Consider the following 23,367-nt stretch of genomic DNA (forward strand, 5'->3'; position numbering starts at 1 on the left):
ACAGTCTTTGGACTGTCTTTTTTTGTGGTTATTCCTCGCATGAACCTGGGCAACCCGCTGCATCGCCTAGATTAAATCCATCTAAAGCTGATGTAAATGCCGGAGCTCCAGTTTTCCCTCCAGCAGGTGAGGTTGCCAGAAAGTTATTTGCACCACTAATGGTGTTCTGCGCAAATGTGCAATCTGCACCGTTTAGTTGATTTAATCTTGCAGCTAACAATTGGGCGTAAAGTGCTTGATATTGACCTCTTAATGGTGAATCTGGTGGAGTCGGGGGAATAGGTGCATTCCCTAATAGAATATTTTTTGCATTGGCACTAGTTGCAGTTAAACTTAAACCGCTTGTTCCTTGACCTAAAACGATGGAACCACCGTTGGATGCAATCAAGGCGTTCGTCACTGCTTCATTATTGGCGAAATATCCCTTCGAAAATGTACATGCAGTGGATATAGGACAGTTAGGCTGATTAAAAGCAGGCCCGCATCCCACAGCTCCAGGTGTTGCAACGACATCCGCATTGAAAGTAAGTGGCATGGTGACGCAGAGTACTTGTGCGAAAGATGTCGTACAGGAGCCAGGTACAGTTGTGCTTGGTGTAAAGCCTAGTTCAGCGCAGGTTGTCCCGACTGCAGGGAGCCCTACGCAGCTGACCATTGGGGTGCCCGGTGTGACTGATGGCGTAATCGTGACGACCGCTTCAACGCAGACTTGCTGGCTGACGGCATTCGTACAGCCCTGTTCTTGTTGAACAACAATATTTTCTTTTGTCATATTTCTACTCCTTTCTAAGTGAAAATGTATTAAAAGTTTTCTATTAAACTACAGGACAGTTCGGTGCATTGAATGCAGGCCCGCATCCTACGCCGCCTGGTGTTGCGACAACATCAGCATTGAATGTAAGAGGCATAGTGACGCATAGTACTTGTGCAAAAGAAGTTGTACAGGATCCAGGTACGGTTGTACTTGGTGTAAATCCAAGGTCCGCACATGTTGTGCCGACAGCAGGAAGTCCAACGCAAGCTACCATAGGTGTTCCAGGGGTTACTGTTGGAGTAATGGTGACGACCGCTTCAACGCAAACTTGTTGGCTGACAGCATTTGTACAGCCCTCTTGATTTGGCTGTTGAGGTGCTGCAGGTACGCCGCACCCGCAAGGTGTATCTTGATCTTCCACTAATTTCTTTTCATTTTGTTCAGATGACATAAAACATGTCTCCTTTCGGTAGATTACTAAATTATATTCAGCTATACCTAAATAGGTATGAACAATTTGTCCAATTTTCTTGAAAATAGGATAAAGTTCAAGGGTTCGTGTGGATCTGAAATCATAACTCTTCCTCATTATTGGTTTAATTTTTCATGCAAACAGGGAAAACTATGAAATGATTGAATTTTTTCAGTGCCCTGAGAATGGGAGGGGTGTTTTATGAGAGTGAATATTGTGAAGGAAGTGGGCATCCGTTTTTTTAGCTTGCGGGTGTATGATTTATCCGCACAGATGGCTTACTATTTTTTGATGTCTGTCTTTCCATTTTTGCTGCTGATTTATTCATTATTGGCATTTGTTCCGATCCGGGCGGATGTCGTCTTAGAAATGCTGCGTCCGTATGCGCCGGTGAGTACGTATCAGTTAATTGAAGATACCCTTACATATACCGTCATGAAGCAAAAAGGAAATATACTCCCGCTCAGTTTGATCATCACCCTTTGGCTGTCTTCGATGGGATTCCAGAGCATGAAGCGGGTGTTGAATGCCGCCTATGGGATCACAGGCAAACATCATTTCTTGAAGGAAGTGTTGGAAGGAATTCTATTGACAATCGGCTTTATGATAGCCATTTTATTCTCAGTGTTTGTTCCGGTCTTTGAACGAATGCTGCGCCATACGATTAACGGAGCATTGCCGATCGACCAGCTTTACCGCATTCAACTGATCATTCAATGGGGTGTGGGAAGCTTGTTCTTATTTCTGTTTTTCATGGGCTTATTTTATTTCTCGCCGAATATCAAACTCAGGCTTAAAAACGTGATACCAGGGGCCATATTTTCGACCATCTGCTGGCAGCTTGGATCCCTCGGATTTGCGTCCTATGTGAAAGGAAATAACTATTCCGTCCTTTATGGACAAGTCGGCAGCATCGTAGTCCTGATGCTCTGGTTTTATCTATCGGCGATGATCATCATCCTTGGGGGGATCCTCAATGCCGTCATCGCTAAAGAAGATCCAAGAGATGACAGGAGAGGACCGGAATTTGTTGACTAACACCCTAAGTGACAGTCTCGGAGAAAAGCGGAGGCGCCTCACCCAAAGTGACAGGCACCACCCGAATTTTGTCGATTAATCTATATGAGGAGGGGTTTATTTTGTCACATCATCACCATCATCATGACCATGGATTTGATTCCGCACGTGAAGGCAATCGTAAGGGTCTTTTGGCTGCGTTCATTATCACGCTTGCCTTTATGATCGCCGAGTTTATCGGGGGATTAGTATCCAACAGTCTTGCATTGCTTTCCGATAGCGGACATATGCTGAGCGATACTGCGTCGCTTGGCTTGAGTCTTTTGGCAATTTGGTTTGCCAGCCGGCCGCCTTCGCCTAATAAAACCTATGGTTACTATCGATTTGAAATATTAGCGGCCTTATTTAATGCCATCACATTATTTGTTATCACCGCATTCATTTTTTACGAAGCTTATAAGCGTTTTGTCCACCCGCCTGAGGTGGCAAGCGGGACCATGCTTATCATTGCAATTTTAGGGTTGTTGTCTAACCTTTTGAGCGCTTGGTTCTTAATGAAAAAAGGGGATGTTAAGGAGAATCTTAATTTAAAAAGTGCCTATCTTCATGTCCTTGGGGATACGCTCGGTTCCATAGGAGCGATTGGGGCAAGCCTTCTGATCATGTTTTTCAAATGGTATATAGCCGATCCAATCATCTCGGTCATTGTCGGCCTCTTGATTCTAAAAAGTGCATGGGGCATCCTGCAGAACAGCGTGCATATTCTCATGGAAGGGACTCCCGATCATTGCAATGAGGAAGAAATGACCGAGCGGCTGAAAGAAGTGGACGGTGTGCTTGAAGTGCATGACATCCACATCTGGACAATCACATCCGGCATGGACCTTTTTACCTGCCACGTTCAAATAGAAGAAGAACGCAATGAGCAGGACTTGCTGCAAAAATTGATTGAATTGCTAAAGGATGAATATAAAATCGAACACAGTACCATTCAAATTGAAAAATCCAATCTGAGTCATCCAGAATTAAAAGTGTAAGGGTTGCAGGATTTTCAAATGGATTATAGAAGATAAGGGTAAGTACTTCTGAAAAGAGGAGATCTATTTGACGTCTGCACTGTTGATTTTAGATATTCAAAAAGATTTTGTCCTGCCGTCAGGTCGTTTCCCGATAGCAGAACACCAAATGTTGCCTATCATATCTCGGATCAATGAAGTGTCGGAATTATTTCATTTATCCAATCTGCCTGTCATCTATATAGGAAATGAATTTGAGAGAAAACAAATAATCGGCAATTTTTTTCGCAACGGTGCTGCATTAAAAGGTTCACAGGGAGCGGAACTGGACGACCGGTTAACGCGGGTGAATGACATTTATTTTTCAAAAAAACAGGGAAATGCGTTAACCAATACAATGCTTACCAATTATTTGCGTAATAATAAAGCGAAACACCTTTTTATAATGGGAGTATTTGCAGAAGGATGTATAAAAGCGACAGCGTTTGGCTCCATCAAAAAAGGTTTTCATACAACAGTGATCATGGATGGAGTTGGTGGAGGGACCGATCAAAAGGTGGAAAATTCTTTTAGACTTATGGCTAAAAAAGGCATCAGCCTATTAAAATCCCATTCCATTGTGAATGAATTATCGTTGAGGCCAGTAAAATAGAATCTTTGAGAAAATAAAATAAATTAGCTACCTTTTTCAAATTTCTTCATAGGCTATCACAGATGTGATTTTTAGCTTAGGGAGGAATGGAATGATGAACAATCAACCAATGTATCCATACCCGTATTACAGTGACTTGCCGCCTCAATACTATTGGCCCTATGCGGCCTATGGGGATCCATACGCAGAAAGGGACGTGGAAGAAGAAATTTACCGTCCGGATGACGCAGAAGATGCGCCTCCAGGACCACCGCCAGCTCAGATTCCACAAGCGCCGGCGCAATTCAAATCCGGGGTCCAAGGAAACCAGATCAGAAGAATGATGTGCGGCTGCCTAGGCAACTGGGGCTATATGGGGCTTCGGCGTCCAGGCCGCGACTTCTGGTTCTTCCCGACCGAAATCAGACAAAACGGGGTTTCCGGATATACATGGAACCGCGGACGCAGGCAAAAAGTGAGCTACCGCTATAACCAGATCCGTAATTTTATGTGTTTCAGCTAAATTGTGAGAAGGGGCCCCGACTCTTTCGGGGTTTTTCCATCTGGCGTGAAGATGTTTTGCTAGAAGATTTGTCCGTTTTGCTAGAATAAGGCGCAATTTTACTAGAAGATCATGAATATTTACTAGAAGATACACTGAATTTGCTAGAACCAAACAATTTCTTTTGAAAATCTGCCTAATACGGTATAATACAACTATTCAAATAGGCGATGGAGTTCGCCATAATTGTCTTTTTTAGACTGATTACTCCTACCGGATTAATTTTTCTCTGGTAGGAGTCTATTTTTTTGGAGAAAAATAAGTGAGAGGTGACATCATGGTTTATTTCGTTGTAGGTGCAGCCGGCATACTTGGGGCCCTTTGCCGGTATTATTTAGGTATATTCATTGGAGATTACTGGACCCACACATTTCCGCTGGCGACCCTAATCACCAATTTAGTTGGTTGTTTCATTCTGGGGGGCTTTACTGCTCATTTATTCAAATTAAAGATTCTTCACCCATTTTTGCTTAAAGGCATAGGAACCGGATTTGTAGGGTCTTTTACGACTTTTTCCACGTTCAGTGTGGAAACGGTGGAGATGATAAAAGGGAGCCATATCGGTCTCGCGTTACTTTATGTGATTCTCAGTATGTGGGGCGGCCTTCTTTTTGCATGGGCCGGCTACAAAATAGGCGATAAAGCATATTTGAAAAACCAATTGAGAGCGAAGGGAGGAAAAACCATATGATCATCAATGGATTGTACGTGGCCATCGGGGCGTTCTTTGGAGCAATGGCGAGGTTTGGATTAAGCAGCTTTTCCAAGAAAAAGTATCCTTCCGACTTTCCATTGGGAACGCTCCTGGTGAATTTAATCGGCTCTTTTTTACTTGGGATCATTAATGGAAAAGAACCGGATGCTATGTGGGCATTATTGTTGGGAACAGGATTTATGGGCTCTTTTACAACGTTTTCTACATTTAAAGTGGAAAACATTGAACTTCATTTTAAGCGCAAATGGAAAATCGTCACCATGTTCCTGGCTATCAGCTATACATTCGGAATCCTGCTCGCGTTTGCCGGAATGCAGATCGGCTATCAAATGAAATGAAAAGCTGGAAGGTATAAAAATCCATTCACTACTCATTCTAATATTGATACATATCGAAGGATGGTGGAACAATGGATTTATTGAAAGAATTGACGGAAGCATACGGAACTTCAGGTTTTGAAGGGGCTATCCGCAAAATCATGCACCGTGAAATTGAAAAGACCGGCGCTAAAATATTGACGGACCATATGGGCAGCATCGTTGGTGAGAAGTCCGGCACTGCCAATGATGTGAAAATCATGCTTGCAGGCCACATGGATGAAGTTGGGTTCATGGTAAAGGAAATTACGAAAGATGGATATTTGTATTTTGCCCCGCTCGGTGGCTGGTGGGATCAGGTACTTCTTGCCCAGCGTGTGAAGGTCATTACGGATAAAAAGGAATTTACAGGCGTCATCGGTTCAAAGCCGCCGCATATCCTGACTCCCGAAGAACGTTCAAAAGTGTATCCGATGAAGGAAATGTTCATTGATATCGGCGCAAAGAGCAGGGACATGGTGAGAGAGTGGGGAATCCAGGTGGGAGATCCGGTTTTGCCTATCTGTCCATTTGAAATCCTGCCGGACAATGATACCATTTTGGCAAAAGCAATGGACAACCGTGCAGGCTGCTACCTTGCTTTGGAAACATTGAAAGGGCTCCAGGGCGTAGAGCATCCGAACACCGTCTATGCAGGAGCGACCGTACAGGAAGAAGTAGGACTTCGCGGGGCTGCAACGCTTCCGCATGTGATGGATCCGGATATTGCGATTGCATTGGATATGGGTGTATCCAAGGATGATCCTAGCCATAAAGGGGAAAAGACCGTGGCCCTAGGCAAGGGTGCACTGATCACATTCCTCGATTCGTCTATGATTCCGAATACACGGTTCCGGAATTTTATCATCGAAACAGCTGAAAAGAACAACATCCCTTATCAAATCGATTTGATGCTCGGCGGCGGAACAGATGCGGGTAAATTCCATGTGCACAAATCCGGAATTCCAAGCATCGTGCTCGGCGTACCGACACGCTATATGCATAGCCACGTATCCATGGCCAGTAAGCAGGACCTTGAGAACACGGTCAAGCTCTTGATCGCAATCGTACAGGGACTGGATAAAAAGACAGTTCAATCATTCTCACAGTACTAACACTACAGGTGACAGGCACCACCCGAATTCTGTCGGTTGTTGTCGATAAGAAAAAGCCGGAATCTTTTTGGATTCCGGCTTTTTTACACTCATATTGTCGAGTATTCTTATTCTGCTTTTGCTGCTTCGATTTGCAAGTTGATTTTGACTTTGTCTCCAACAAGCACTCCGCCAGTTTCAAGAGCAGAGTTCCAAGTCAATCCATAGTCGCTGCGGTTGATAGATCCATCTGCACTGAACCCTACTTTTTCATTGCCCCAAGGATCTTTGCCTTGACCTTCAAATGCCACATGGAAGGTTTCTTGCTTCGAAACACCATGAAGGGTAAGGTCGCCAGTGACATCATATTCATGGTCACCTTTATTTACGATTTTCGTTGATTTGAATGTCATTTTTGGATATTGTTCTACATCAAAGAAATCCGCAGATTTTAAATGGTTGTCGCGGTCTTCATTGCGAGTATCAATGCTGGATAAATCAATTGAGAAATCGATTTCTGCATCGGATAGATCAGAAGGATTGGCATCCACTGTTGCTTCAAAGTTTAAAAATGCACCTTTCACATTTGCGATCATCATATGTTTGATTGAAAAATCCACGCTGCTGTGTGCTGCGTCTACTGCCCATTTTTGTTTTGTCATTATTACTCTCCACCTTTGTTTTTAATTTTATCTCGAATTCAAAATAATCAACTTCAAGATAAATTATATTTCGAATTCGAGATAAAGTCAACAGATTATTTCCAGCTTTTTTCGACATTTATTTCTATACCCGAAAAAAATAATTGGAAAACGATTTCAAATTCAGAAGGGATATGTAAAAATATATCGAATTACCTATATAATTGTTGTGGAATTGAGGGGAACCAAACATGGATTTTAATTTTCCATCCATTGTTAATCAGCTTCTGATTGTTCTTTTTCCGATGTTGATCTACCATTTATTTTTTCATGAAAAATCCATTGATAGAAAAAGAATAAAATCCAAATTAACATTCATTCTTTTAGTGATGATTGTTTTAACAATGACTTTTCCTATAGAAATTGAAAAAGGATACTTGTATGATTTTCGAGTCATCCCTTACTTTATTGCATTTTTCTATTGTGGAAGAATGCCGGGGATGCTCATATTCATGACTATGCTCGCGTATCGCTTCTTTTTGGGAGGGACCGGCTTTTATGTCATACTCCTTAGTTATTCATTAAGTACAGCCCTATTGTGGTTTATATCTGTGAAATACGAAGGGTTCACATTGAGAGCAAAAGTCATGCTGGTAAGCTTATGCTATTGGATAAAAACAATCATGATGAGCTCCACACTTTTATTAATTGGAAGAACGGAACAAATTCATTTTATGATTCTCTTTTACCTCACATCATGGATCAGTTTGATCATTGTTGTTTTTATCATCGAAAATGTGAACCAGCAAAATGCGATCAACGAAGAAATGCAGCACGCCGAAAAGTTGAATATCATCAGCCAGCTCGCAGCTTCAGTGGCCCATGAAGTCCGCAATCCCATGACTTCCGTAAATGGTTTTCTTCAGCTTATGAAGGATGATGACAATTTAAAGGATTCGCAGCGGCATTATATTTCAATAGCCCTGAACGAATTAAATCATGCACAATCTATCATCAATGACTATTTATCCCTGGCAAAACCAAGTTCTGAAGGACTTTCAACCATCAACGTGTCGGAGGAAGTGGAGAAGACGATTGAATTGATGAAGTCCTATTCCAATATTCAGAACATCCATATTGAAACGGAAATTGAGGACGATTTATATATGAAAGGCAATAAAGGAGAAGTGAAGCAAATTCTCGTCAATATCATGAAAAATGGCATTGAAGCGATGGATAATGGGGGTACACTAAAGGTCCAAGTTTTTAACAAGCACGGAGCTGCCATGATCGAGATTTCAGATAGCGGAAAAGGAATGACCCACACGCAGCTGAAGAAGCTTGGTGTCCCTTTTTATACCACGAAAGAAAAAGGGACTGGTGTCGGAATGACGATAACGTTTCAGCTCGTCCATGCCATGAAAGGCAAGATCGATGTTGAAAGCGAACCAGGAAAAGGGACGAGCATCAGGATTAAATTCCCGCTCGCTGCGTAGAAATATGTCAAAAAATGTATGAGAATTATATTTGATATTTTTTCGAAAAGGGAGTAATATACTTAATACAAGCTGCGTTGTACGTAACGATAATAAAGTTTTAACCTTTAAGCTGTAATAGGGAGTTTTAATTGAAACCGGACTGGCAAGCCTCTGTCTATACGACAAGGAGGACATACATGAACGTTTCTGCGAACACCCACTTTGAGGAGTGGTGGTTTAAAACTTTCTTATATTATTTACGGCAATGGCGGCTCCTACATAATGCAAACGAACCAGTTCCCGATTGGGGCTGGTTTTTTTGTGTTGTAAATGGCCGCTAAATACATACCCAAACCATTCTTTACCCAAAATAGAGTATTGAGTGAGCAGATGTTTCGCTTTTTTTTCGAGTCCCGTAATACAATGAGTAAGCATGAAAATGATGCTGAAAAATTAGAGCAAAAGAAGGGAGAACAACAAGAATGAATGAAAAATTCAAACCTTTATTTAAAGAGTTTTCTTTTAAAAATATGACGGTTAAAAACCGAATTGTCATGGCGCCGATGACAAACTTCCTTTCCGAACCGGATGGAACAGTTACGGAAAATGAGTTGAACTATTACGGCCGTCGATCTGATGGTCCTGGCATGGTCATCACAGCTTGTACCTATACGGTTCCTAATGGAAAAGGATTCCCAGGTGAGTTTGCCGGAGACAGGGACGAAATGATTCCAAGTTTGAAAAACCTCGCTGACACGATCAAAGGAAAAGGGGCGAAAGCTGTCCTGCAAATTTTCCATGGCGGCCGCGAATGCCCTCCAAACCTTGTACCAGATGGGGATGTAGTGAGTGCGAGCGACGTGAAATCAAGCCAGGCTGGTGAACGGAAAGTTCCTCGTCCGTTGACGTCTGATGAAATCCATGAAATTATCAAAAGCTTTGGAGAAACAACAAGAAGAGCCATTGAAGCCGGATACGATGGAGTTGAAATCCATGGTGCGAATGGATATCTTCTTCAGCAATTTTTCTCCGCTGAGTCCAATCTTCGCGATGATGAGTGGGGCGGAAGTTTGGAAAAACGCATGAAGTTCCCGTTGGCAGTTGTGGATGAAGTGAAAAAAGCGGCTGAAAAAGCAGATCGTCCTTTCCTTGTCGGATACCGCTTCTCTCCTGAAGAGCCTTATGAAAATGGAATCACTATGGATGAGACGCTTGCCCTTTTAGATGAATTGTCTAAAAAAGATTTAGACTATCTTCATGTTTCACTCATGGAGTACAATTCCAAGGTTCGCCGCGGGGCAGATATCGACCGTTCCCGTTTAGAAGTTATCCAAGAACGCGTTGGTGAAAAAGTTCCAGTGATAGGTGTCGGTTCCGTTTACACAGCAGATGATGCTCTTAAGACAATGGAAAGCGGAGTACCATTGGTCGCGATTGGCCGTGGATTGATCATTGAGCCTGATTGGGTGCAGAAAGTAGAAAGTGGACGCGAAAATGAGATCGAAACGGAGCTGGACTTGGAAGCACAGGATCGTCTTGTTGTTCCAGATCCGCTATGGAATGCAATTGTGAACTCACCGGGCTGGTTCCCTGGAGTAAAATAATGATTTGTGCCGGACTTGAGTGATTCAGGTCCGGTTTTTCGTGTGTTTAGGTATTTAATGGCTAGAGAATCTCTTTTAATCGCGTTATCTTCATGCAAATTACGGAAAAAGCATGAAATTCATGGTGTCTTCAGCCTCGGCTGGGGGGCTATGCGCCAGAAATAAACGCCTATGCGCCGACTGTCAGGGCCTATGCGCGAAAAAATAGTTTTATGCGCCGCCAGATGAGTTTTATGCGCAAAAACCGTCTTCCTATGCGCCAATGACAAAACGGACCCCCTAATTGTTAACATCATTCGACAAAACCCGGGTGGTGTCCAGCTCCAGCGCCTAGCCCCTCGAAGTCATAAGCCAAAACTCTACGGAAATCAGGATTTCCTCCGAGTTCCGTCTTATGCTGTCACTTTTACATGGCACCACTGTATTTTTGTATTTTTCTGATTATGGTATGATGGGGTAAAAAGGGAGGAATTCGAGTGATTGGGATTTTTCAGCAGCTGCCGACATTGGAGACGGAACGCCTTCGTTTACGGAAAGTGACAAAGAATGATGTCAAAGATATTTTTGAATATGCATCCATACCGGAGATTTCGAAATACACCCCTTGGGATTACCATGAAAATATGGGGAAAACGAAGGAGCTCGTCAATCTTCTAATAAAGAACTACCAGACGGACTGCGAAAGCGACTGGGCTATAGAATTAAAATTAGAAAAGAAAGTCATTGGACTTTGCGGTTTTGTCCGCTGGCATAAACATCATGGACGGATTGAACTTGCTTACTCCCTGTCGCCTGAATACTGGGGGAAAGGGATCATGACAGAAGCCGTAACAGAAGTCATTGACTTTGGATTCAAAAAAATGAAGCTGAACCGCATCGGGGCCAAGACGATGCCAGAGAATACAGGCTCAGTGAAGCTGCTGGAAAAGGTCGGGATGAAGCAGGAGGGGCATCTACGCGACTATTGGATGGTCAATGGGAAGTTGGAGGATGTTCTTCTTTATTCTATCCTTAAAGGGGAGTGGGAATTAAAACTTTCTAGATGAGAAAGGGGTTGGAGTGAGTGAATCGAACATTTGCTGCTGTTATGTTTTTCCTGATGGGAGCCATTCTATATAGTGCTTTTGCCATTGTGCAAGCACTAGCTTCTATTTCCGGAAATGGGTATTCGAATGTTACATTTTATTTGAGTTTACTGGCAGTTATTATTGGCATAGCTCTCATAGTAAAAGAAAAAGATTACCGCGACAGTCTCAAAGAAGATGTGGAAAGAAAGCCGTCTTTTCTTGATAGGGACTTGGATAATGACTGATAAAGAAATCTTAAATCAAAAGAACCCCGCATCCTCATTCAGGAGGAAACGGGGTTTTTTCGTTGTCTAGGAAATTAAAAAATATTACCTTGCGGATAGTTCATACAAGGTAGTCGACGTCCAGCTCCAGCGCCTAGCCCCTCGAGTCATAAGCCGCTTCTCTAAGGAAATCAGGATTTCCTTAGAGTTCCGTCTTATGCTGATCGAGGCGCTTGCGCTTTTGTTCTCTGTTCATCTATTAAACAACAATTCCATTTTCTTTTCGTTATATATTTTTTTCATTTCTTCGACGAGGGTCAGATACACGAGCCCATTGCCTTCTTCTTTTGGGGAATAGCCGAGCGGTACAGTCCTCTTGACGAGTTGGGCGTACAACTCTGGCTCAGTCAATTTGCGTTCAAACGTTTTCTGTGTCAATTCCTTAAGCAGGGCAAGTGATCCTGCCACATGTGGAGTGGCCATGGAAGTCCCGCTGAAAGTGGCGTATTTGCCGCCAAGGAAAGTGGATGTGATTTTTTCGCCTGGTGCAACCACATCGACCTCATTATTAGAGTTGGAAAAATCGGATGAACCACGCTCCAAGTTAACCGAACCGACGCTGATGACCTCATTGTATCCTCCTGGATAGCCGAATTCATCCGTTTCACTTCGTCCATCGCCTTCGTTTCCGGCTGCACAAACGACCAGGATGCCGTTTTCAAGCACGGCTTTTTTAATGACATCGTGGAGTTCCTTCTCATCGCTTGGACCACCGAGCGACATAGAGATGATGTCCACTTTTTGGTCAATGGCGTATTGAATGGCGTTTGTGATCCATTCATACTGCCCGGATCCATCTTTTCCTAGCACTTTCAGCATAAGGATTTCTGCCTCAGGCGCTACTCCTACAACGCCTTGTCCATTCATGCTGGCAGCAATCGTACCGCAAACATGGGTCCCGTGCCCGTTGTAATCCATGAAGCTGTTCGGATCGCCATTGTCATCCTCCGTGAAATTCCGGCCGCCAGCGATCCGGTCTTTCAAATCGGGGTGGCTGGTGTCGCAGCCAGTGTCCAGTACAGCCACTTTGATGCCGGTCCCCTTAGCCTGGCCCCAAATCTCGGGAGCTTTAATGAGTTCGACCCCTTTTGGAATTTCGTTTACTTCTGACAGCTGCTCAATCAATTGGTTAGGAACAAGCTTTACATATTTCTTCATGCAAACCCCTCCTCCATCTATTTTCTTGAAGCTGCTCGTGTTGTTGATTATAGCGTAACATGAAGAGGAGGGGGAAACATAGGTTCGTAGGATGTGTTTTTTCAAAATATTCCAATAAAATCGTATGAAAATCGACTCATTTTTTTGAAATATAAATAAATTGAGAGAAGGGTGCTCAATTAGGAGTGAATTTCATGAATTCGGGAATATAGGAAAATAGTAGGGTGAAAAAATTAAGGTGAATTCCTTCCTCTTTGTGGCTACCTGAGTATTAATGGTAGAAATTTGTTGAAAAAGCCGCTATATTTGTCTGAGGAAGAATTTACTATGACAGCATGAACATGAACGGTTTTTTTTCAGCAGCATGGTTCATTCGTCTTATACTTTTTTGACAAGAGGAGGGATCCTATGATCAGCGTCAAAGAGTATTTCGTCAATCTCGGACTTATGATCACCATCATTTATTTAACGGGGTTTTTCTATAAACAATTCTTAGTAAAAATCAACGACCGTTTAAAAGAATATATCCTAGTATTAATTGCCGTTTTTACAGGCTGGATTTCAATGATTTATGGCATCCATCTAACGAGTTCAGTCATATTTGATCTGCGGTTTATCCCGATTATCCTGGCTGCCTTGTATGCTAGAAATGCACAACAGCTAATCTTTACAGGTCTTGGCATCGGCCTCATGAGATTTACGTTTGGTGTAACCGACGCAGCGTGGATTGGATTCTTAAATGTCTGCCTCATTTCGATGGCGGGATTGATCCTTTCACTAGTATCGAGAAGCTGGAGCTATCAGAAAAAAATGTGGTGGATGGTCATTGGGTTGAATGTGATTAATACGGCATTCATTGTCGCATTTGGCGTCCTTCCGGCAGAGGATACCCTCAAACTGATCATGCCGATCGTTTTCCCGATCAACATTTTACTTAGTTTGCTCCTGGTTTGGATCGTTAAAGACTTGACCATGGAATATGTCTACAAACTTGAATTGATTGAAAAAGCAAGCATCGATCCATTGACACAGCTCTATAATCGCCGGGCGTTTATGAGGTACTACAATGACTACACCGATTCTGAAGAGGAAATTCCTCCATTTTCAGTGGCATTCATCGATATCGACCACTTCAAAAAAGTGAATGATACGTATGGCCATATTTTCGGGGATAAAGTATTACAAAAAGTAAGCAGCATCATCTCAGAAAATCTCCGGGATATTGATATCGTGGCAAGATATGGCGGTGAAGAATTCGTTGTTATCCTGCCAAACTGCGCGGAGGAGGATGCCATAAAGGTAATGGAGCGGATTCGGGTCGTTTTGGCAGAAGAACCTCTTATGATTAATCGGATTTCTACAGCCATCACGGTATCTGTGGGAATCGCATCCCTTCCTGATATTAAAAAAGAAAATCTTCTCATGGCGGCAGATAAAGCACTTTATAGAGCTAAAAACAGCGGCCGCAACCAAGTTTTTAGTGCAGATGAAGAAATGCAGCTGGAGATGATTTGATTAAAAGAGGAATCCAGTTTCTATTTTACGGGTTCTCTTTTGAAGGTGAAAACAAGAAAAAACAACCTAAATCGCATAGCAATTAGCACTATAAATCGCAGCGGATTTCGTTGCGGTTTTTTCTTTAAGTACGAAGAAGGATTCAAAGATGCTTAATGGAATATATAATAAGGATAAATATATAATAAGGATAAATATATACACCCTCTTATTCAGTAAACGTAGCAAGTTGAATAAGGAATTTCTTTTTACTTGGAAGGATTTATATTCAAAATATGTTGAGGAGCTCGTGAATCATATGGAATCTATTGGTAAATGCGAAGTGGAACTACGAGATATCACAGAGGAAGATCTTCCAATCTTTTTCGAACAACAACTAGATTCAACGGCGAACTATATGGCTGCCTTTACAACTAAAGACCCCACCGATATGGACGCATTTCTTGACCATTGGACAAAAATTATCGCTGACGAGACCATCACTATTAAGACTATATTATTCAATGGCATTGTCACAGGACACGTCTCGAACTTTGAACAGTTCGGCGAACCCGAAGTAAGCTACTGGATTGGGAAGGAATATTGGGGTAAAGGTATTGCAACTAAAGCGTTGTCAGAATTTCTTGAGTACATTAAGGTACGCCCACTCTATGCGCGTGCTGCTAAGGATAACCTCCCCTCCATCAGGGTATTGGAAAAATGCGGGTTTAAAATCATCTCTGAAGATGAAGGTTTTTCCAACGCTAGAGGCAAGGTTGTTGAAGAATTTATTTTGAGCCTAGAAAACGGATCTTGAGTTAAAAAAATTCTGTTGTTTAACTCAAGGGTGCTTTAATTGAATAATGGTATAAGAAAATGACCAGACAAAAATCTGGTCGTTTTTGTTGTTATTTTTATATCTAATTAAGATGCTATTTCACCTGCTAAAAACCTTGGTGAATTACGAGTTTCTCTTTCAAAATAGAACCGGTTAGTATCTATTGGACTCCATTTTTTGTGCAATGTGTTTTCTAAATTATCATACAATTCACAGGATTAAAAGGAAAATTATGCTAGAATGAAATTAATAAAAAATGAATTGGAGTGAAAATGCATGGAAAATCGTTTAAAAAATGAATTATACAGCTGGTTGAAAGCTATTGTATTGGGACTGGTTATTGCAATGATTGTTAAAGTTTTTCTCTTCTCCTCCTATATAGTAGAAGGGAAATCTATGATGCCGACACTCCAAGACGGGAATCGATTAATTGTAAATAAAGTGAACTATGATTTCTCACAGCCCGGCCATGGGGATATTGTCATTTTTCACGCAACACCCACTGATGATTACGTTAAACGAGTCATTGGGCTGCCGGGAGACACGATTGAATATAAGAACGACCAATTATATAGAAATGGCAAACCAGTTGCGGAACCATATTTAGATAAATATAAAACAGAAATTGAATCCGGATTTCTAACAGAAGACTTTACATTAAAAGCTTTGACCGGGAAAACACGTGTACCAAAAGGAAAGTTGTGGGTTATGGGGGATAATCGATTAAAAAGTTCGGATAGCAGAAAGCCATGGATCGGATTTGTAGACCAAAAAGAAGTTGTTGGAAAAGTGAGCTTCCGTTTAAATCCATTTACAGATTTTAAATAAAAAAGTCTAGAAAAGAGAGATTATTGTGGAATTTATCGTCAATCATGATGTTTTTGCAAAGGCTGTTTATGAAGTAAGTAGAATGGTTCCCACCAAGTCTCATCATGCTGCATTATCTGGAATCATGATCAAGGCTGAAGCAGAGGGACTAGAGATCATCGGCTGTAATTCGGAGCTGATGGTTAAAAAGAAAATCCCCATTCAAGAAGGGAATAGTAGCGTCCTTCAAGTACTTCGAAATGGAAAGAGTGTTTTATTTTCAAAATACGTAAGTGAAGTGGTGAAAAAATTACCCGAGGATATTCATTTTACATTAAAAGATAATCATTCCATTACCATTCAATCAGGTGAGGTTATCTTCAACATGAATGCTTATGAAGAGATTGAATTTCCTCAGTTTGAGGCATCAGATTCGAATTTTTCGATAAAGATGAATGGAAAGTCTCTTTTAGAAATGTTTGTTCAAACTGCCTTTGCTGCAGCAAAAACGAATTCAAGGCCAGTTCTTAGCGGTGTTTTGATGGAGTTAAATGAATCAGTCCTCACTGTCGGGGCTACAAATTCCAATCGACTAGCTGTTAGAAAAATGCCATTTGATAAAGTTGGTCAGCGATCAGCCATCATTCCCGTATCAGCTGTGAATGAATTCATAAAGCTGATGGGAACAGATTCAGAGGATGTCTTGATCCATTTTTCTGATAGACAGATTGTTTTTCAGAACCAATACATATCACTCACTACGAGATTAATAGAAGGAAAATACCCAGAAATCAGAGGCCTCATTCCATCTGGGGCGATTATGGAAATCACAATGGATAGAGAGCGGCTTCGGCAGGGAGTGGATCGGGCTGCAGTGCTGGCCAATGAATCGAAAAATCATACAATTTCCTTGAGTGTAAAAGAAGGTTCCCTATTAAAAATAACCTCCCACTCAAATGAAATCGGAAAAATTGAAGAGTCACAACAAATTCTATCGCATAAAGGTGAAATCGGAATAAGCGTTTCGGTGGACAGCCAATATTTGTCCGATGCTTTGAAAGCCATAAAGGAAGATCACGTAATGATAAGTTTCGGAGGGGTGATGAAACCCATTTTAATCCGGCCCACTGATACAGAAAATCAAATGCACATCATATCCCCAGTTAGGGTCAAATAGCAGAAGGAGCTTTGAAACAATGAACACGATAAATATTAGAATAGCAAACTTAGAAGACCTTGATCAGATTGCAGCTGTAGATTGTGCTGTAATACAAAATGATAGTAGAAAACTTATCTTGAAAAAAGCAATACAGGAACAAAAGTGTCTAGTGGGGGAACTATCGGGAAAAATTGAAGGGTTCCTGACATTTCATACAGATTTCTTTGAGTGCAGTTTCATTTCACTTGTCATCGTTTCCCCGTCCGCACGAAGAAAAGGACTGGCAAGCCGATTGATAAAAGAATTCATAGGACAGTCTCCAACTGAAAAAGTATTTTCATCAACCAATGAATCCAACATCCCTATGCAAAAGGTATTTGATTCACTCGGCTTTGAACAGAGCGGCATCGTCCATAACCTGGATGAAGGGGACCCGGAAATGATTTATTTTATCCGACAGTAGGGTAAAAGGCAGGTGATTCTATAATGAAAAACATATATGCTTTTGAAAACAAAGAGGATTACCAAAAGTACGAACCAATTATTCAGAGAATGAGTCTTAATTTAAAGGAATATCAGCACCATTTAGAAGAAAGATATAATTTAAATATTCTCCCAAGGCGCATTGTTTGGACCAGTCATGAATTAGCTGTAAATACATTCTCCTCAATTCCAATCCCTGCTTTTACAAATAAAGATCTTATCTATATCTCTCCAGAATTGCACCATTGGCGAAAATTGTTCCAGCAGCAGCTGGACGGGAGGGATTTACCAAGCATCCAAAATTTCTACGAGAGTTTTGGAGAAAATCATTTATTGGTCATTTTGGCACATGAACTTACCCATCACTCAGATCTATTCTTAGATGAATTTGATAATGAGCGGAGAGACAGCATTTGGTTTGAGGAAGGCATGTGTTTTTACTTGCCTCGACGCATTTTATTGTCGGAAAAAGAATTCAATGAAATTACACTTGTAGAAACTACGTTAGTCGAAACTTTTAAGGATCATTATGGAAATCACTCTTTAGATGAGTTCGGAAAATGCGCTTATGAAGGTACATTAACGAGTATCATGTTTGATTATTGGCGAAGCTACCTGGCTGTGAAAAATTTAGTGGATAAACAGAAAGATAAAAATCCACTAGCACTGTTTAGTGATTATCGAAATTGGCATGAGGACGGACGAAAGATTCCATTAACAGAGTATTTTCACGTGAACAAATAGGCATTTATAAATAGAAAAGTAGGGAACCTGCATGACAACCCAATATGTAAACTGGGGTAAGGCAATTGTTAAGCTTACTTGGATTTCGGGTTTTGAACTGCCTCCGAGAGATTTGATTACAAGTGTTCATGGGTTCTGTTTTCATGAGGGGAAGGTTCTGCTGGTGAATCTGAATCATAGAGGATGGGATTTTCCTGGTGGACATATTGAAGGAAGCGAGACACCTGAGGAATGTTTCCTTCGAGAAGCTTTTGAAGAAGGATATGTGTCGGGGCGTCTAGACTTGTTAGGATGCATCGAAGTAAATCATCAGGAAAATCCGTTATGGAGCAAAAGCAGTCCATATCCAATGGTGGGATATCAAGTATTTTACCGGATGAACATCGATCAAATTTATCCTTTCGAAGGGACCTATGAGTCTGATGGCCGAATCTTCATTAATGAGGAAGAAGTAAAAGATTATTACCCAGAGTGGCACCTGCTTTATGAGAAGATACTGCAACAGGCAGTAAATGCACAATAGGCTTTACTAATAACCACTCACTCTCTTGAAAGAACGCTGCATTTTGCGGCGTTTTTTGTTATCAATTTTCATTAAGAATAACCGTTTTAGAGACATGTACCAAAAGTTGTATGTTATAATTTGGAAAAATATTAAATAGAGTAATTGTGGGAGGGTTGATATGAAATCGTTTAAATTTGTGTTCGGCGTTGTTTTCCTCACCATATTTTTATCCTCATGCAACAATCAAATCACTGGGTGTCCAGATGCTGCAATTGAGTGGGTTGATGTTTTAATGGTAAAGGATATCAAATACCAGCATCATTTTATTGCGCCAGCAGATAGAAAACAAATAACAATTGAAAAAGGGAAAGAGATCGGCAAAGTGTCTTACAAATTGGCTGATAATGCGTGCAGTAATCATAAAACCAAAAATGGGGATGCCGCTTATCTTGAAAAAGGTACACCGATTTATGAAATAAAAGGATACCCAACTAATTTAGCGGTTGCAGCGGATGAGAAGGTCTATATCGCTGATCAAAATAAAAAGGCAAAGACGGCTAAGGAATTTCTTCCACTTGCTGGGCTGGTTCAAAGTATTTATATTGAAAGTCCTAATGATGGCAGTATCTTGCGTACCTTTACTCCAAACAAAATGAAAGAGTTTATTAAAACGTGGGAAACCCTAAAGCTTAAAGACGATCATGAACTATATAAAGAAGGTGCCTATGAAGGAGATCCTGTTTTTATAGGAATTGAATTAAATAACGGAGCTTCCTTTAGACAAGTGTACTGGAGAAAATCAAATGTATTTAGTGGTGGAATTGTCGGAAATGAAGAAATGAAAAAGATAATTGAAAACGAGATATCTAAAACCAACAAATAATTTTACAGAAAAAGCCGTTTTTGCGGTTTTTTTGTTGTTTAGTAAGAAAAAATCATTAGATTTGGTAAAAAAAGCTGTCTGAAAACAATTTGCCGTCGGAAACGAGTTTCAGATGTGGAAGGAAATATAGGTGAAATCTTCTGAATAACAGCTCAATGCATCAAATATGGGATCCTTTGCACTGCTTTCTTGGTCTTATGCTCCTGAAACTTTTTTTATGCGCCGAAGTCCAAACCCTATGCGCGAAAGTCCTGTGCTTATGCGCCACCACCAGGCATGGCCCGACAGGAAATCGTTTAATTACCTCGTTGTTTAAATCACCCTAATTTCATCCGACCGGTGTGTCACTTCCCAAAAAAGCTTTCCCAAACATTCTTCCTGAAAAAACGCCTTTTTAATGGGATTCGGAAGATTTTCATTAATACAATAGAAAAGATGCTTGAAAGAAATAAAGTGAAATAAGGACGGATCATGACCAGTCTGCTGAAAGTGAACATAAAAACATAAATCGCCCCTGACCAGAATGCATTCCAGCCGTGGCAGAATTTAATATATCCCTTTCGATAGGCAATGGACTCGACTAAAGAAGAGGTACCTACCCATTTAAGGACATAGAAAAATTTTTGCGGCCATTTTTCGGGATATGTTGATAGATAGGATTGAATGAAAAGCGGCATGATGAGAAACAAATGGATGGCTCTCAATGTAGTTACTTTAAATAATTTTGATTTATATTCCCAGAGAAGTTTGTACTTGCATAGATAATAATAAAGAAAATTAAAAAATACAGTGTATAGAACCCCTCCAATTGTTTGAGGGAGCATAAGCCAAGATTTTTTTCGTATATTTTGGATGAGTAACCAAAGGAGAATGGCGATATGCACGATGGTACCTTCTTTCAACTTTTGTCTATCACCTTAATTAGGTTGTTAAAAAGTGTATAAAATATACTTCTTTTCTTTATTAGGTGTGAGAGGAAAAGGATTTGGGTATATTGATGGAAAGTTCTGAAAAGGAGTGGACCGGATGGAAGTGAATGAAGCAATCTATGAAGGTGCGGCAAACCGATTAGAAAAAGAAGCCTTAAAAAGCGGCCAATTGTGCTTAACGAGTACATCTCTTGTCTACCGGGATCAGGAAATGGAAGAAATCATGATCGGTATCAGGGACATCCACGGGCTTTACCCAATGAAAAGCCGATTTCTTGGAATTCCTTTGCTATCAAAGGGCTTGATTGTCCAAACGAAAAAAGGGGAAATTCATCGGTTTGCCATGGGGAAAGTGGAGAAATGGAAAAGTGAAATCACAAAAGCGATGCGTAAAGTAAAAATTTTTTAATCAAAAAGGCTCATAGCGGCCTATTTTTTTTGCTCAAAAAGGTGAAGGGGATTTCGAATTCCTTAGAGAATATAGTTTTAAGAGACTGAAACAGGAAAAGAGGTTCACCGATGAGAACGATCACACTGGCAAATGGACATACGGTAGAGGTGGAATGTTTAAGCTGCGCACTGACAAGGAATCACATGAAAACAGCTGAAAACCAAGAAATAGTACTTGATGTCATTGAATCGCTGCGGAATTTGTTGAATCCATGACTCTCATCTATGGGAAAACATTGATGTCAGAAGATGCGATTCTAGATGACCTGTTGCAGGCTTGTGATCGCTATTTTGGCCTGGAAGTGCGTGATGCATCACCGATTAAAAGGGGCTACCTCAATTTAAAGTGGAAATTGACGACGGATTCCGGCAGCTATCTATTAAAGCAATATAACCAAAAAAGGCTGCAGCTATATGATCATGAAGCACTGCTGGAAGCTTTTCAATTACAAATGAAACTATATGATAATGGGCTGCCCTGTCCAAAGCTTCACTCATATAAAGGACTATATTTCCTGTCTTCCAAGAATGGCGAACTATTTTTACTCATGGATTACTGTGAAGGTAAAATTGTGGCTCCAGGAAAAACAAATGAAGAGCAGATGTTCGAGCTAGGAACGACTACAGGGTTCATGCATCATTTGTTAAATGAACAAGAGATTCGGAAAAAAGCACAATTCGCAATCCCTGATAAAATTGACCGATTGAAGCACTGGAGAACATTGCAATTCTCTGCAGAATCAGCGGGGAATGAACATCAGGTTGCCATTTTTAAAAAGCTGCATTCTGTTACTAGTTCTATCGACTGGGATGATTTTGTGCTGGGGGAGAGAGGCTGGTCACACCGTGATCTCTGGATGGATAATCTCTTATTTGACGACAAGAAGCTTTGCGCTATCTTGGATTTTGACCGAATGAAATATGACTATCCCCAGTTGGATGCAGCAAGGGCTGTCATTTCAGGTGCTCTAAACGATGGCCGTCTGGACGTGGATCGAGTACGTGCATTTATGGACGGCTACAATTGCCACTGTCCTATGGATGAAAAGAAAATGGTTCAGTCTTTAAAACTATTGTGGCTGATGGAAAGTACGTGGTGGATTACTGACGATATGGCTGACCATAAAGGGCCACCAATAAGGTTTGCGGAAGAGATGATGTGGCTTACTGATCACTTCTTTCAATTGGAAGAGATAATTACAACTTCTTAAAAAGGATATGGTGAATAGGATGTCAATTGTTATTCGTGAAGGCACATTAAATGATGCAGAAGTTCTTTTATCCATACAAAAAACGGTGGTTTCTGAAGGAAAGTACTTAATTGCATTATCACATGAATTTTCAAAGACAGTCGACCAGCAAAAGGAGTGGATTGAAGGGATTCTTCAAAATGAAAGGGACACGCTCCTCGTTGCTGAAAAGGAAGGAGAAGTGGCAGGCTGTATTGTTTTTCAAACCAATTCAGGTAGAGAACGAACAGCTCATAAAGGGGATTTTGGCTTATTTCTTAGCCCTGAATATCGGGGACTAGGACTTGGAAGGATGCTTTTGGAAGAGCTGCTGGATTGGGCAGAAAAAAATCCTTATATAGAAAAGGTTTGTTTAGGCGTATTTTCAATCAATGAACGAGCGATCTCACTTTATAAAAAATTGGGCTTTCTTGAAGAGGGACGGAAAGTCAGGGAATTCAAATTTGGTGATGACGAGTATGTCGACGATATATTGATGTATAAATGGGTGAAGGAATGAATAGAAAGATGCAGGATACCTACCGAATTATTCCATATGAGAAAAAATATGCAGATCAGACCGTTCAAATGTGGCGGGACAGCAAGGAAGCAGCCATTGAACAAAAGGAAATCCATAGTTTTAATAGTCATTTGTATTTTTTAAATGAAATTCTGCCGAAAGAGTTCGAGATTGATATTGCCACGCTGGGTGAGCAGGTCGTGGGAATCATTGCTTATAACAAAAGTGAAATCAGCCAGCTTTATATCCATAACGATTATCAAGGAAAAGGGATTGGCAAGGAATTGTTAAATAGAGCAAAGAAAAACTCATCAGGCTCACTTTCTCTCTATACTTTTGAAATCAATGAGAAAGCCCAGCAGTTTTATGCCCGCAACGGTTTTAAAATCACTGCACGAGGACATGAGAATGAAGAAAACCTGCCGGATGTACGGATGGAATGGAAGTGGTAGATTGAAATAATGATTACTACTAGAT

General features: G+C 41.0%; 29 protein-coding genes, 1 other RNA gene and 1 riboswitch. Of the genes, 25 read left to right on the top strand and 5 right to left on the bottom strand.

The window, feature by feature from the left end:
* Positions 1-28: 28 nt before the first annotated feature.
* Positions 29-772 carry a hypothetical protein gene (locus DFR59_RS20310; protein WP_211318518.1) on the bottom strand — a complete coding sequence of 248 codons (744 nt, stop codon included), beginning with the start codon at positions 770-772 and terminating at the stop codon, positions 29-31.
* 43 nt (positions 773-815) lie between these two features.
* Positions 816-1,205 carry a hypothetical protein gene (locus DFR59_RS04630; protein ID WP_245948372.1) on the bottom strand — a complete coding sequence of 130 codons (390 nt, stop codon included), beginning with the start codon at positions 1,203-1,205 and terminating at the stop codon, positions 816-818.
* Between the two features lie 222 nt (positions 1,206-1,427).
* Here DFR59_RS04630 and DFR59_RS04635 point away from each other — a divergent pair, with 222 nt between their 5' ends.
* The 7 genes from DFR59_RS04635 to DFR59_RS04665 all read left to right on the top strand — a co-directional run bounded on the left by DFR59_RS04635 (position 1,428) and on the right by DFR59_RS04665 (position 6,638).
* Positions 1,428-2,264: a YihY/virulence factor BrkB family protein gene (locus DFR59_RS04635; protein ID WP_114744450.1), complete on the top strand. Its 837-nt coding sequence runs from the start codon at positions 1,428-1,430 to the stop codon at positions 2,262-2,264.
* A 101-nt stretch (positions 2,265-2,365) separates the two neighbouring features.
* Positions 2,366-3,280: a cation diffusion facilitator family transporter gene (locus DFR59_RS04640; protein WP_114744451.1), complete on the top strand. Its 915-nt coding sequence runs from the start codon at positions 2,366-2,368 to the stop codon at positions 3,278-3,280.
* 67 nt (positions 3,281-3,347) lie between these two features.
* Complete coding sequence (locus DFR59_RS04645; RefSeq protein ID WP_158538317.1) at positions 3,348-3,911, top strand: cysteine hydrolase family protein; 564 nt, start codon at positions 3,348-3,350, stop codon at positions 3,909-3,911.
* Positions 3,912-4,005: 94 nt separating this feature from the next.
* The gene (locus DFR59_RS04650) at positions 4,006-4,413 is read left to right on the top strand and encodes a hypothetical protein (RefSeq protein WP_114744806.1); all 408 of its coding nucleotides are present in this window, start codon (positions 4,006-4,008) and stop codon (positions 4,411-4,413) included.
* Positions 4,414-4,609: 196 nt separating this feature from the next.
* Positions 4,610-4,672: riboswitch (Fluoride riboswitch) on the top strand.
* 57 nt (positions 4,673-4,729) lie between these two features.
* On the top strand, positions 4,730-5,143 hold the full coding sequence (crcB, locus tag DFR59_RS04655; RefSeq protein WP_114744807.1) for a fluoride efflux transporter CrcB: 414 nt from the start codon (positions 4,730-4,732) through the stop codon (positions 5,141-5,143).
* The gene (crcB, locus tag DFR59_RS04660) at positions 5,140-5,505 is read left to right on the top strand and encodes a fluoride efflux transporter CrcB (RefSeq protein ID WP_114744453.1); all 366 of its coding nucleotides are present in this window, start codon (positions 5,140-5,142) and stop codon (positions 5,503-5,505) included. The genes crcB (DFR59_RS04655) and crcB (DFR59_RS04660) overlap by 4 nt, the downstream gene beginning before the upstream one ends.
* A gap of 71 nt (positions 5,506-5,576) precedes the next feature.
* The gene (locus tag DFR59_RS04665; protein WP_114744454.1) at positions 5,577-6,638 is read left to right on the top strand and encodes a M42 family metallopeptidase; all 1,062 of its coding nucleotides are present in this window, start codon (positions 5,577-5,579) and stop codon (positions 6,636-6,638) included.
* A 107-nt stretch (positions 6,639-6,745) separates the two neighbouring features.
* On the opposite strand, the gene DFR59_RS04670 is transcribed toward DFR59_RS04665, so the two are convergent.
* A complete protein-coding gene (locus tag DFR59_RS04670; RefSeq protein WP_114744455.1) occupies positions 6,746-7,279 on the bottom strand; it encodes a YceI family protein in 534 nt (177 codons plus the stop codon).
* Between the two features lie 230 nt (positions 7,280-7,509).
* Between DFR59_RS04670 and DFR59_RS04675 the strand changes: the two genes are divergently transcribed.
* The 5 genes from DFR59_RS04675 to DFR59_RS04695 all read left to right on the top strand — a co-directional run bounded on the left by DFR59_RS04675 (position 7,510) and on the right by DFR59_RS04695 (position 11,652).
* Positions 7,510-8,754 carry an ATP-binding protein gene (locus DFR59_RS04675; RefSeq protein WP_114744456.1) on the top strand — a complete coding sequence of 415 codons (1,245 nt, stop codon included), beginning with the start codon at positions 7,510-7,512 and terminating at the stop codon, positions 8,752-8,754.
* A 66-nt stretch (positions 8,755-8,820) separates the two neighbouring features.
* Positions 8,821-9,015, top strand: a non-coding RNA gene (gene ssrS, locus DFR59_RS04680) — 6S RNA.
* A gap of 203 nt (positions 9,016-9,218) precedes the next feature.
* Positions 9,219-10,340, top strand: coding sequence for an NADH-dependent flavin oxidoreductase (locus DFR59_RS04685; RefSeq protein WP_114744457.1), 1,122 nt, complete (start codon positions 9,219-9,221; stop codon positions 10,338-10,340).
* Between the two features lie 476 nt (positions 10,341-10,816).
* Positions 10,817-11,386 (top strand): GNAT family N-acetyltransferase, encoded by a 570-nt coding sequence (locus DFR59_RS04690; RefSeq protein WP_211318519.1) that lies wholly within the window; start codon positions 10,817-10,819, stop codon positions 11,384-11,386.
* A gap of 17 nt (positions 11,387-11,403) precedes the next feature.
* Entirely contained in the window at positions 11,404-11,652 is a 249-nt protein-coding gene (locus DFR59_RS04695; RefSeq protein ID WP_114744459.1) for a hypothetical protein, read from the top strand.
* A 231-nt stretch (positions 11,653-11,883) separates the two neighbouring features.
* Here the strand turns inward: DFR59_RS04695 and DFR59_RS04700 are convergent, their stop codons facing one another.
* Positions 11,884-12,849: a S8 family peptidase gene (locus tag DFR59_RS04700; protein WP_114744460.1), complete on the bottom strand. Its 966-nt coding sequence runs from the start codon at positions 12,847-12,849 to the stop codon at positions 11,884-11,886.
* Between the two features lie 408 nt (positions 12,850-13,257).
* On the opposite strand from DFR59_RS04700, the gene DFR59_RS04705 reads away from it, so the two are divergent.
* The 8 genes from DFR59_RS04705 to DFR59_RS04740 all read left to right on the top strand — a co-directional run bounded on the left by DFR59_RS04705 (position 13,258) and on the right by DFR59_RS04740 (position 19,762).
* Positions 13,258-14,364: a GGDEF domain-containing protein gene (locus DFR59_RS04705; protein WP_114744461.1), complete on the top strand. Its 1,107-nt coding sequence runs from the start codon at positions 13,258-13,260 to the stop codon at positions 14,362-14,364.
* Between the two features lie 298 nt (positions 14,365-14,662).
* The gene (locus tag DFR59_RS04710; protein WP_114744808.1) at positions 14,663-15,160 is read left to right on the top strand and encodes a GNAT family N-acetyltransferase; all 498 of its coding nucleotides are present in this window, start codon (positions 14,663-14,665) and stop codon (positions 15,158-15,160) included.
* A 297-nt stretch (positions 15,161-15,457) separates the two neighbouring features.
* Positions 15,458-16,009 (top strand): signal peptidase I, encoded by a 552-nt coding sequence (gene lepB, locus DFR59_RS04715; RefSeq protein ID WP_114744462.1) that lies wholly within the window; start codon positions 15,458-15,460, stop codon positions 16,007-16,009.
* Positions 16,010-16,034: 25 nt separating this feature from the next.
* Entirely contained in the window at positions 16,035-17,165 is a 1,131-nt protein-coding gene (gene dnaN, locus DFR59_RS04720; RefSeq protein ID WP_158538318.1) for a DNA polymerase III subunit beta, read from the top strand.
* A gap of 19 nt (positions 17,166-17,184) precedes the next feature.
* A complete protein-coding gene (locus DFR59_RS04725) occupies positions 17,185-17,610 on the top strand; it encodes a GNAT family N-acetyltransferase (RefSeq protein WP_114744464.1) in 426 nt (141 codons plus the stop codon).
* A 23-nt stretch (positions 17,611-17,633) separates the two neighbouring features.
* Entirely contained in the window at positions 17,634-18,374 is a 741-nt protein-coding gene (locus DFR59_RS04730) for a hypothetical protein (protein WP_114744465.1), read from the top strand.
* 31 nt (positions 18,375-18,405) lie between these two features.
* Entirely contained in the window at positions 18,406-18,897 is a 492-nt protein-coding gene (locus DFR59_RS04735) for an NUDIX hydrolase (protein ID WP_114744466.1), read from the top strand.
* 160 nt (positions 18,898-19,057) lie between these two features.
* Positions 19,058-19,762: a hypothetical protein gene (locus tag DFR59_RS04740; RefSeq protein WP_114744467.1), complete on the top strand. Its 705-nt coding sequence runs from the start codon at positions 19,058-19,060 to the stop codon at positions 19,760-19,762.
* A gap of 344 nt (positions 19,763-20,106) precedes the next feature.
* On the opposite strand, the gene DFR59_RS19945 is transcribed toward DFR59_RS04740, so the two are convergent.
* Positions 20,107-20,451 carry a hypothetical protein gene (locus DFR59_RS19945; protein WP_147278255.1) on the bottom strand — a complete coding sequence of 115 codons (345 nt, stop codon included), beginning with the start codon at positions 20,449-20,451 and terminating at the stop codon, positions 20,107-20,109.
* A 337-nt stretch (positions 20,452-20,788) separates the two neighbouring features.
* Between DFR59_RS19945 and DFR59_RS04750 the strand changes: the two genes are divergently transcribed.
* From DFR59_RS04750 to DFR59_RS04765, 5 genes are all read left to right on the top strand, one after another.
* Positions 20,789-21,100, top strand: coding sequence for a hypothetical protein (locus DFR59_RS04750; protein WP_114744469.1), 312 nt, complete (start codon positions 20,789-20,791; stop codon positions 21,098-21,100).
* A gap of 110 nt (positions 21,101-21,210) precedes the next feature.
* A complete protein-coding gene (locus DFR59_RS20020; protein WP_158538319.1) occupies positions 21,211-21,357 on the top strand; it encodes a hypothetical protein in 147 nt (48 codons plus the stop codon).
* Positions 21,358-21,380: 23 nt separating this feature from the next.
* On the top strand, positions 21,381-22,352 hold the full coding sequence (locus tag DFR59_RS04755; protein WP_158538320.1) for a phosphotransferase: 972 nt from the start codon (positions 21,381-21,383) through the stop codon (positions 22,350-22,352).
* Between the two features lie 19 nt (positions 22,353-22,371).
* A complete protein-coding gene (locus DFR59_RS04760; RefSeq protein ID WP_245948373.1) occupies positions 22,372-22,890 on the top strand; it encodes a GNAT family N-acetyltransferase in 519 nt (172 codons plus the stop codon).
* Positions 22,887-23,342 (top strand): GNAT family N-acetyltransferase, encoded by a 456-nt coding sequence (locus DFR59_RS04765; RefSeq protein ID WP_114744472.1) that lies wholly within the window; start codon positions 22,887-22,889, stop codon positions 23,340-23,342. The genes DFR59_RS04760 and DFR59_RS04765 overlap by 4 nt, the downstream gene beginning before the upstream one ends.
* The last annotated feature ends 25 nt before the right edge of the window (positions 23,343-23,367 follow it).

This window comes from Falsibacillus pallidus, assembly GCF_003350505.1.
GTDB lineage: Bacteria > Bacillota > Bacilli > Bacillales > DSM-25281 > Falsibacillus > Falsibacillus pallidus.

Coding starts and splice junctions, on each gene's coding strand:
- DFR59_RS04670 (WP_114744455.1), bottom strand. CDS start 7,279: ATGACAAAACAAAAATGGGCAGTAGACGCAGCACACAGCAGCGTGGAT.
- DFR59_RS20310 (WP_211318518.1), bottom strand. CDS start 772: ATGACAAAAGAAAATATTGTTGTTCAACAAGAACAGGGCTGTACGAAT.
- DFR59_RS04725 (WP_114744464.1), top strand. CDS start 17,185: ATGAACACGATAAATATTAGAATAGCAAACTTAGAAGACCTTGATCAG.
- DFR59_RS04750 (WP_114744469.1), top strand. CDS start 20,789: ATGGAAGTGAATGAAGCAATCTATGAAGGTGCGGCAAACCGATTAGAA.
- DFR59_RS04730 (WP_114744465.1), top strand. CDS start 17,634: ATGAAAAACATATATGCTTTTGAAAACAAAGAGGATTACCAAAAGTAC.
- DFR59_RS04700 (WP_114744460.1), bottom strand. CDS start 12,849: ATGAAGAAATATGTAAAGCTTGTTCCTAACCAATTGATTGAGCAGCTG.
- DFR59_RS04760 (WP_245948373.1), top strand. CDS start 22,372: ATGTCAATTGTTATTCGTGAAGGCACATTAAATGATGCAGAAGTTCTT.
- DFR59_RS04705 (WP_114744461.1), top strand. CDS start 13,258: ATGATCAGCGTCAAAGAGTATTTCGTCAATCTCGGACTTATGATCACC.
- lepB (WP_114744462.1), top strand. CDS start 15,458: ATGGAAAATCGTTTAAAAAATGAATTATACAGCTGGTTGAAAGCTATT.
- DFR59_RS04710 (WP_114744808.1), top strand. CDS start 14,663: ATGGAATCTATTGGTAAATGCGAAGTGGAACTACGAGATATCACAGAG.
- DFR59_RS04740 (WP_114744467.1), top strand. CDS start 19,058: ATGAAATCGTTTAAATTTGTGTTCGGCGTTGTTTTCCTCACCATATTT.
- crcB (WP_114744453.1), top strand. CDS start 5,140: ATGATCATCAATGGATTGTACGTGGCCATCGGGGCGTTCTTTGGAGCA.
- DFR59_RS04675 (WP_114744456.1), top strand. CDS start 7,510: ATGGATTTTAATTTTCCATCCATTGTTAATCAGCTTCTGATTGTTCTT.
- DFR59_RS04665 (WP_114744454.1), top strand. CDS start 5,577: ATGGATTTATTGAAAGAATTGACGGAAGCATACGGAACTTCAGGTTTT.
- DFR59_RS20020 (WP_158538319.1), top strand. CDS start 21,211: ATGAGAACGATCACACTGGCAAATGGACATACGGTAGAGGTGGAATGT.
- crcB (WP_114744807.1), top strand. CDS start 4,730: ATGGTTTATTTCGTTGTAGGTGCAGCCGGCATACTTGGGGCCCTTTGC.
- DFR59_RS04635 (WP_114744450.1), top strand. CDS start 1,428: ATGAGAGTGAATATTGTGAAGGAAGTGGGCATCCGTTTTTTTAGCTTG.
- DFR59_RS04765 (WP_114744472.1), top strand. CDS start 22,887: ATGAATAGAAAGATGCAGGATACCTACCGAATTATTCCATATGAGAAA.
- DFR59_RS04755 (WP_158538320.1), top strand. CDS start 21,381: ATGTCAGAAGATGCGATTCTAGATGACCTGTTGCAGGCTTGTGATCGC.
- DFR59_RS04735 (WP_114744466.1), top strand. CDS start 18,406: ATGACAACCCAATATGTAAACTGGGGTAAGGCAATTGTTAAGCTTACT.
- DFR59_RS04685 (WP_114744457.1), top strand. CDS start 9,219: ATGAATGAAAAATTCAAACCTTTATTTAAAGAGTTTTCTTTTAAAAAT.
- DFR59_RS04650 (WP_114744806.1), top strand. CDS start 4,006: ATGAACAATCAACCAATGTATCCATACCCGTATTACAGTGACTTGCCG.
- DFR59_RS04630 (WP_245948372.1), bottom strand. CDS start 1,205: ATGTCATCTGAACAAAATGAAAAGAAATTAGTGGAAGATCAAGATACA.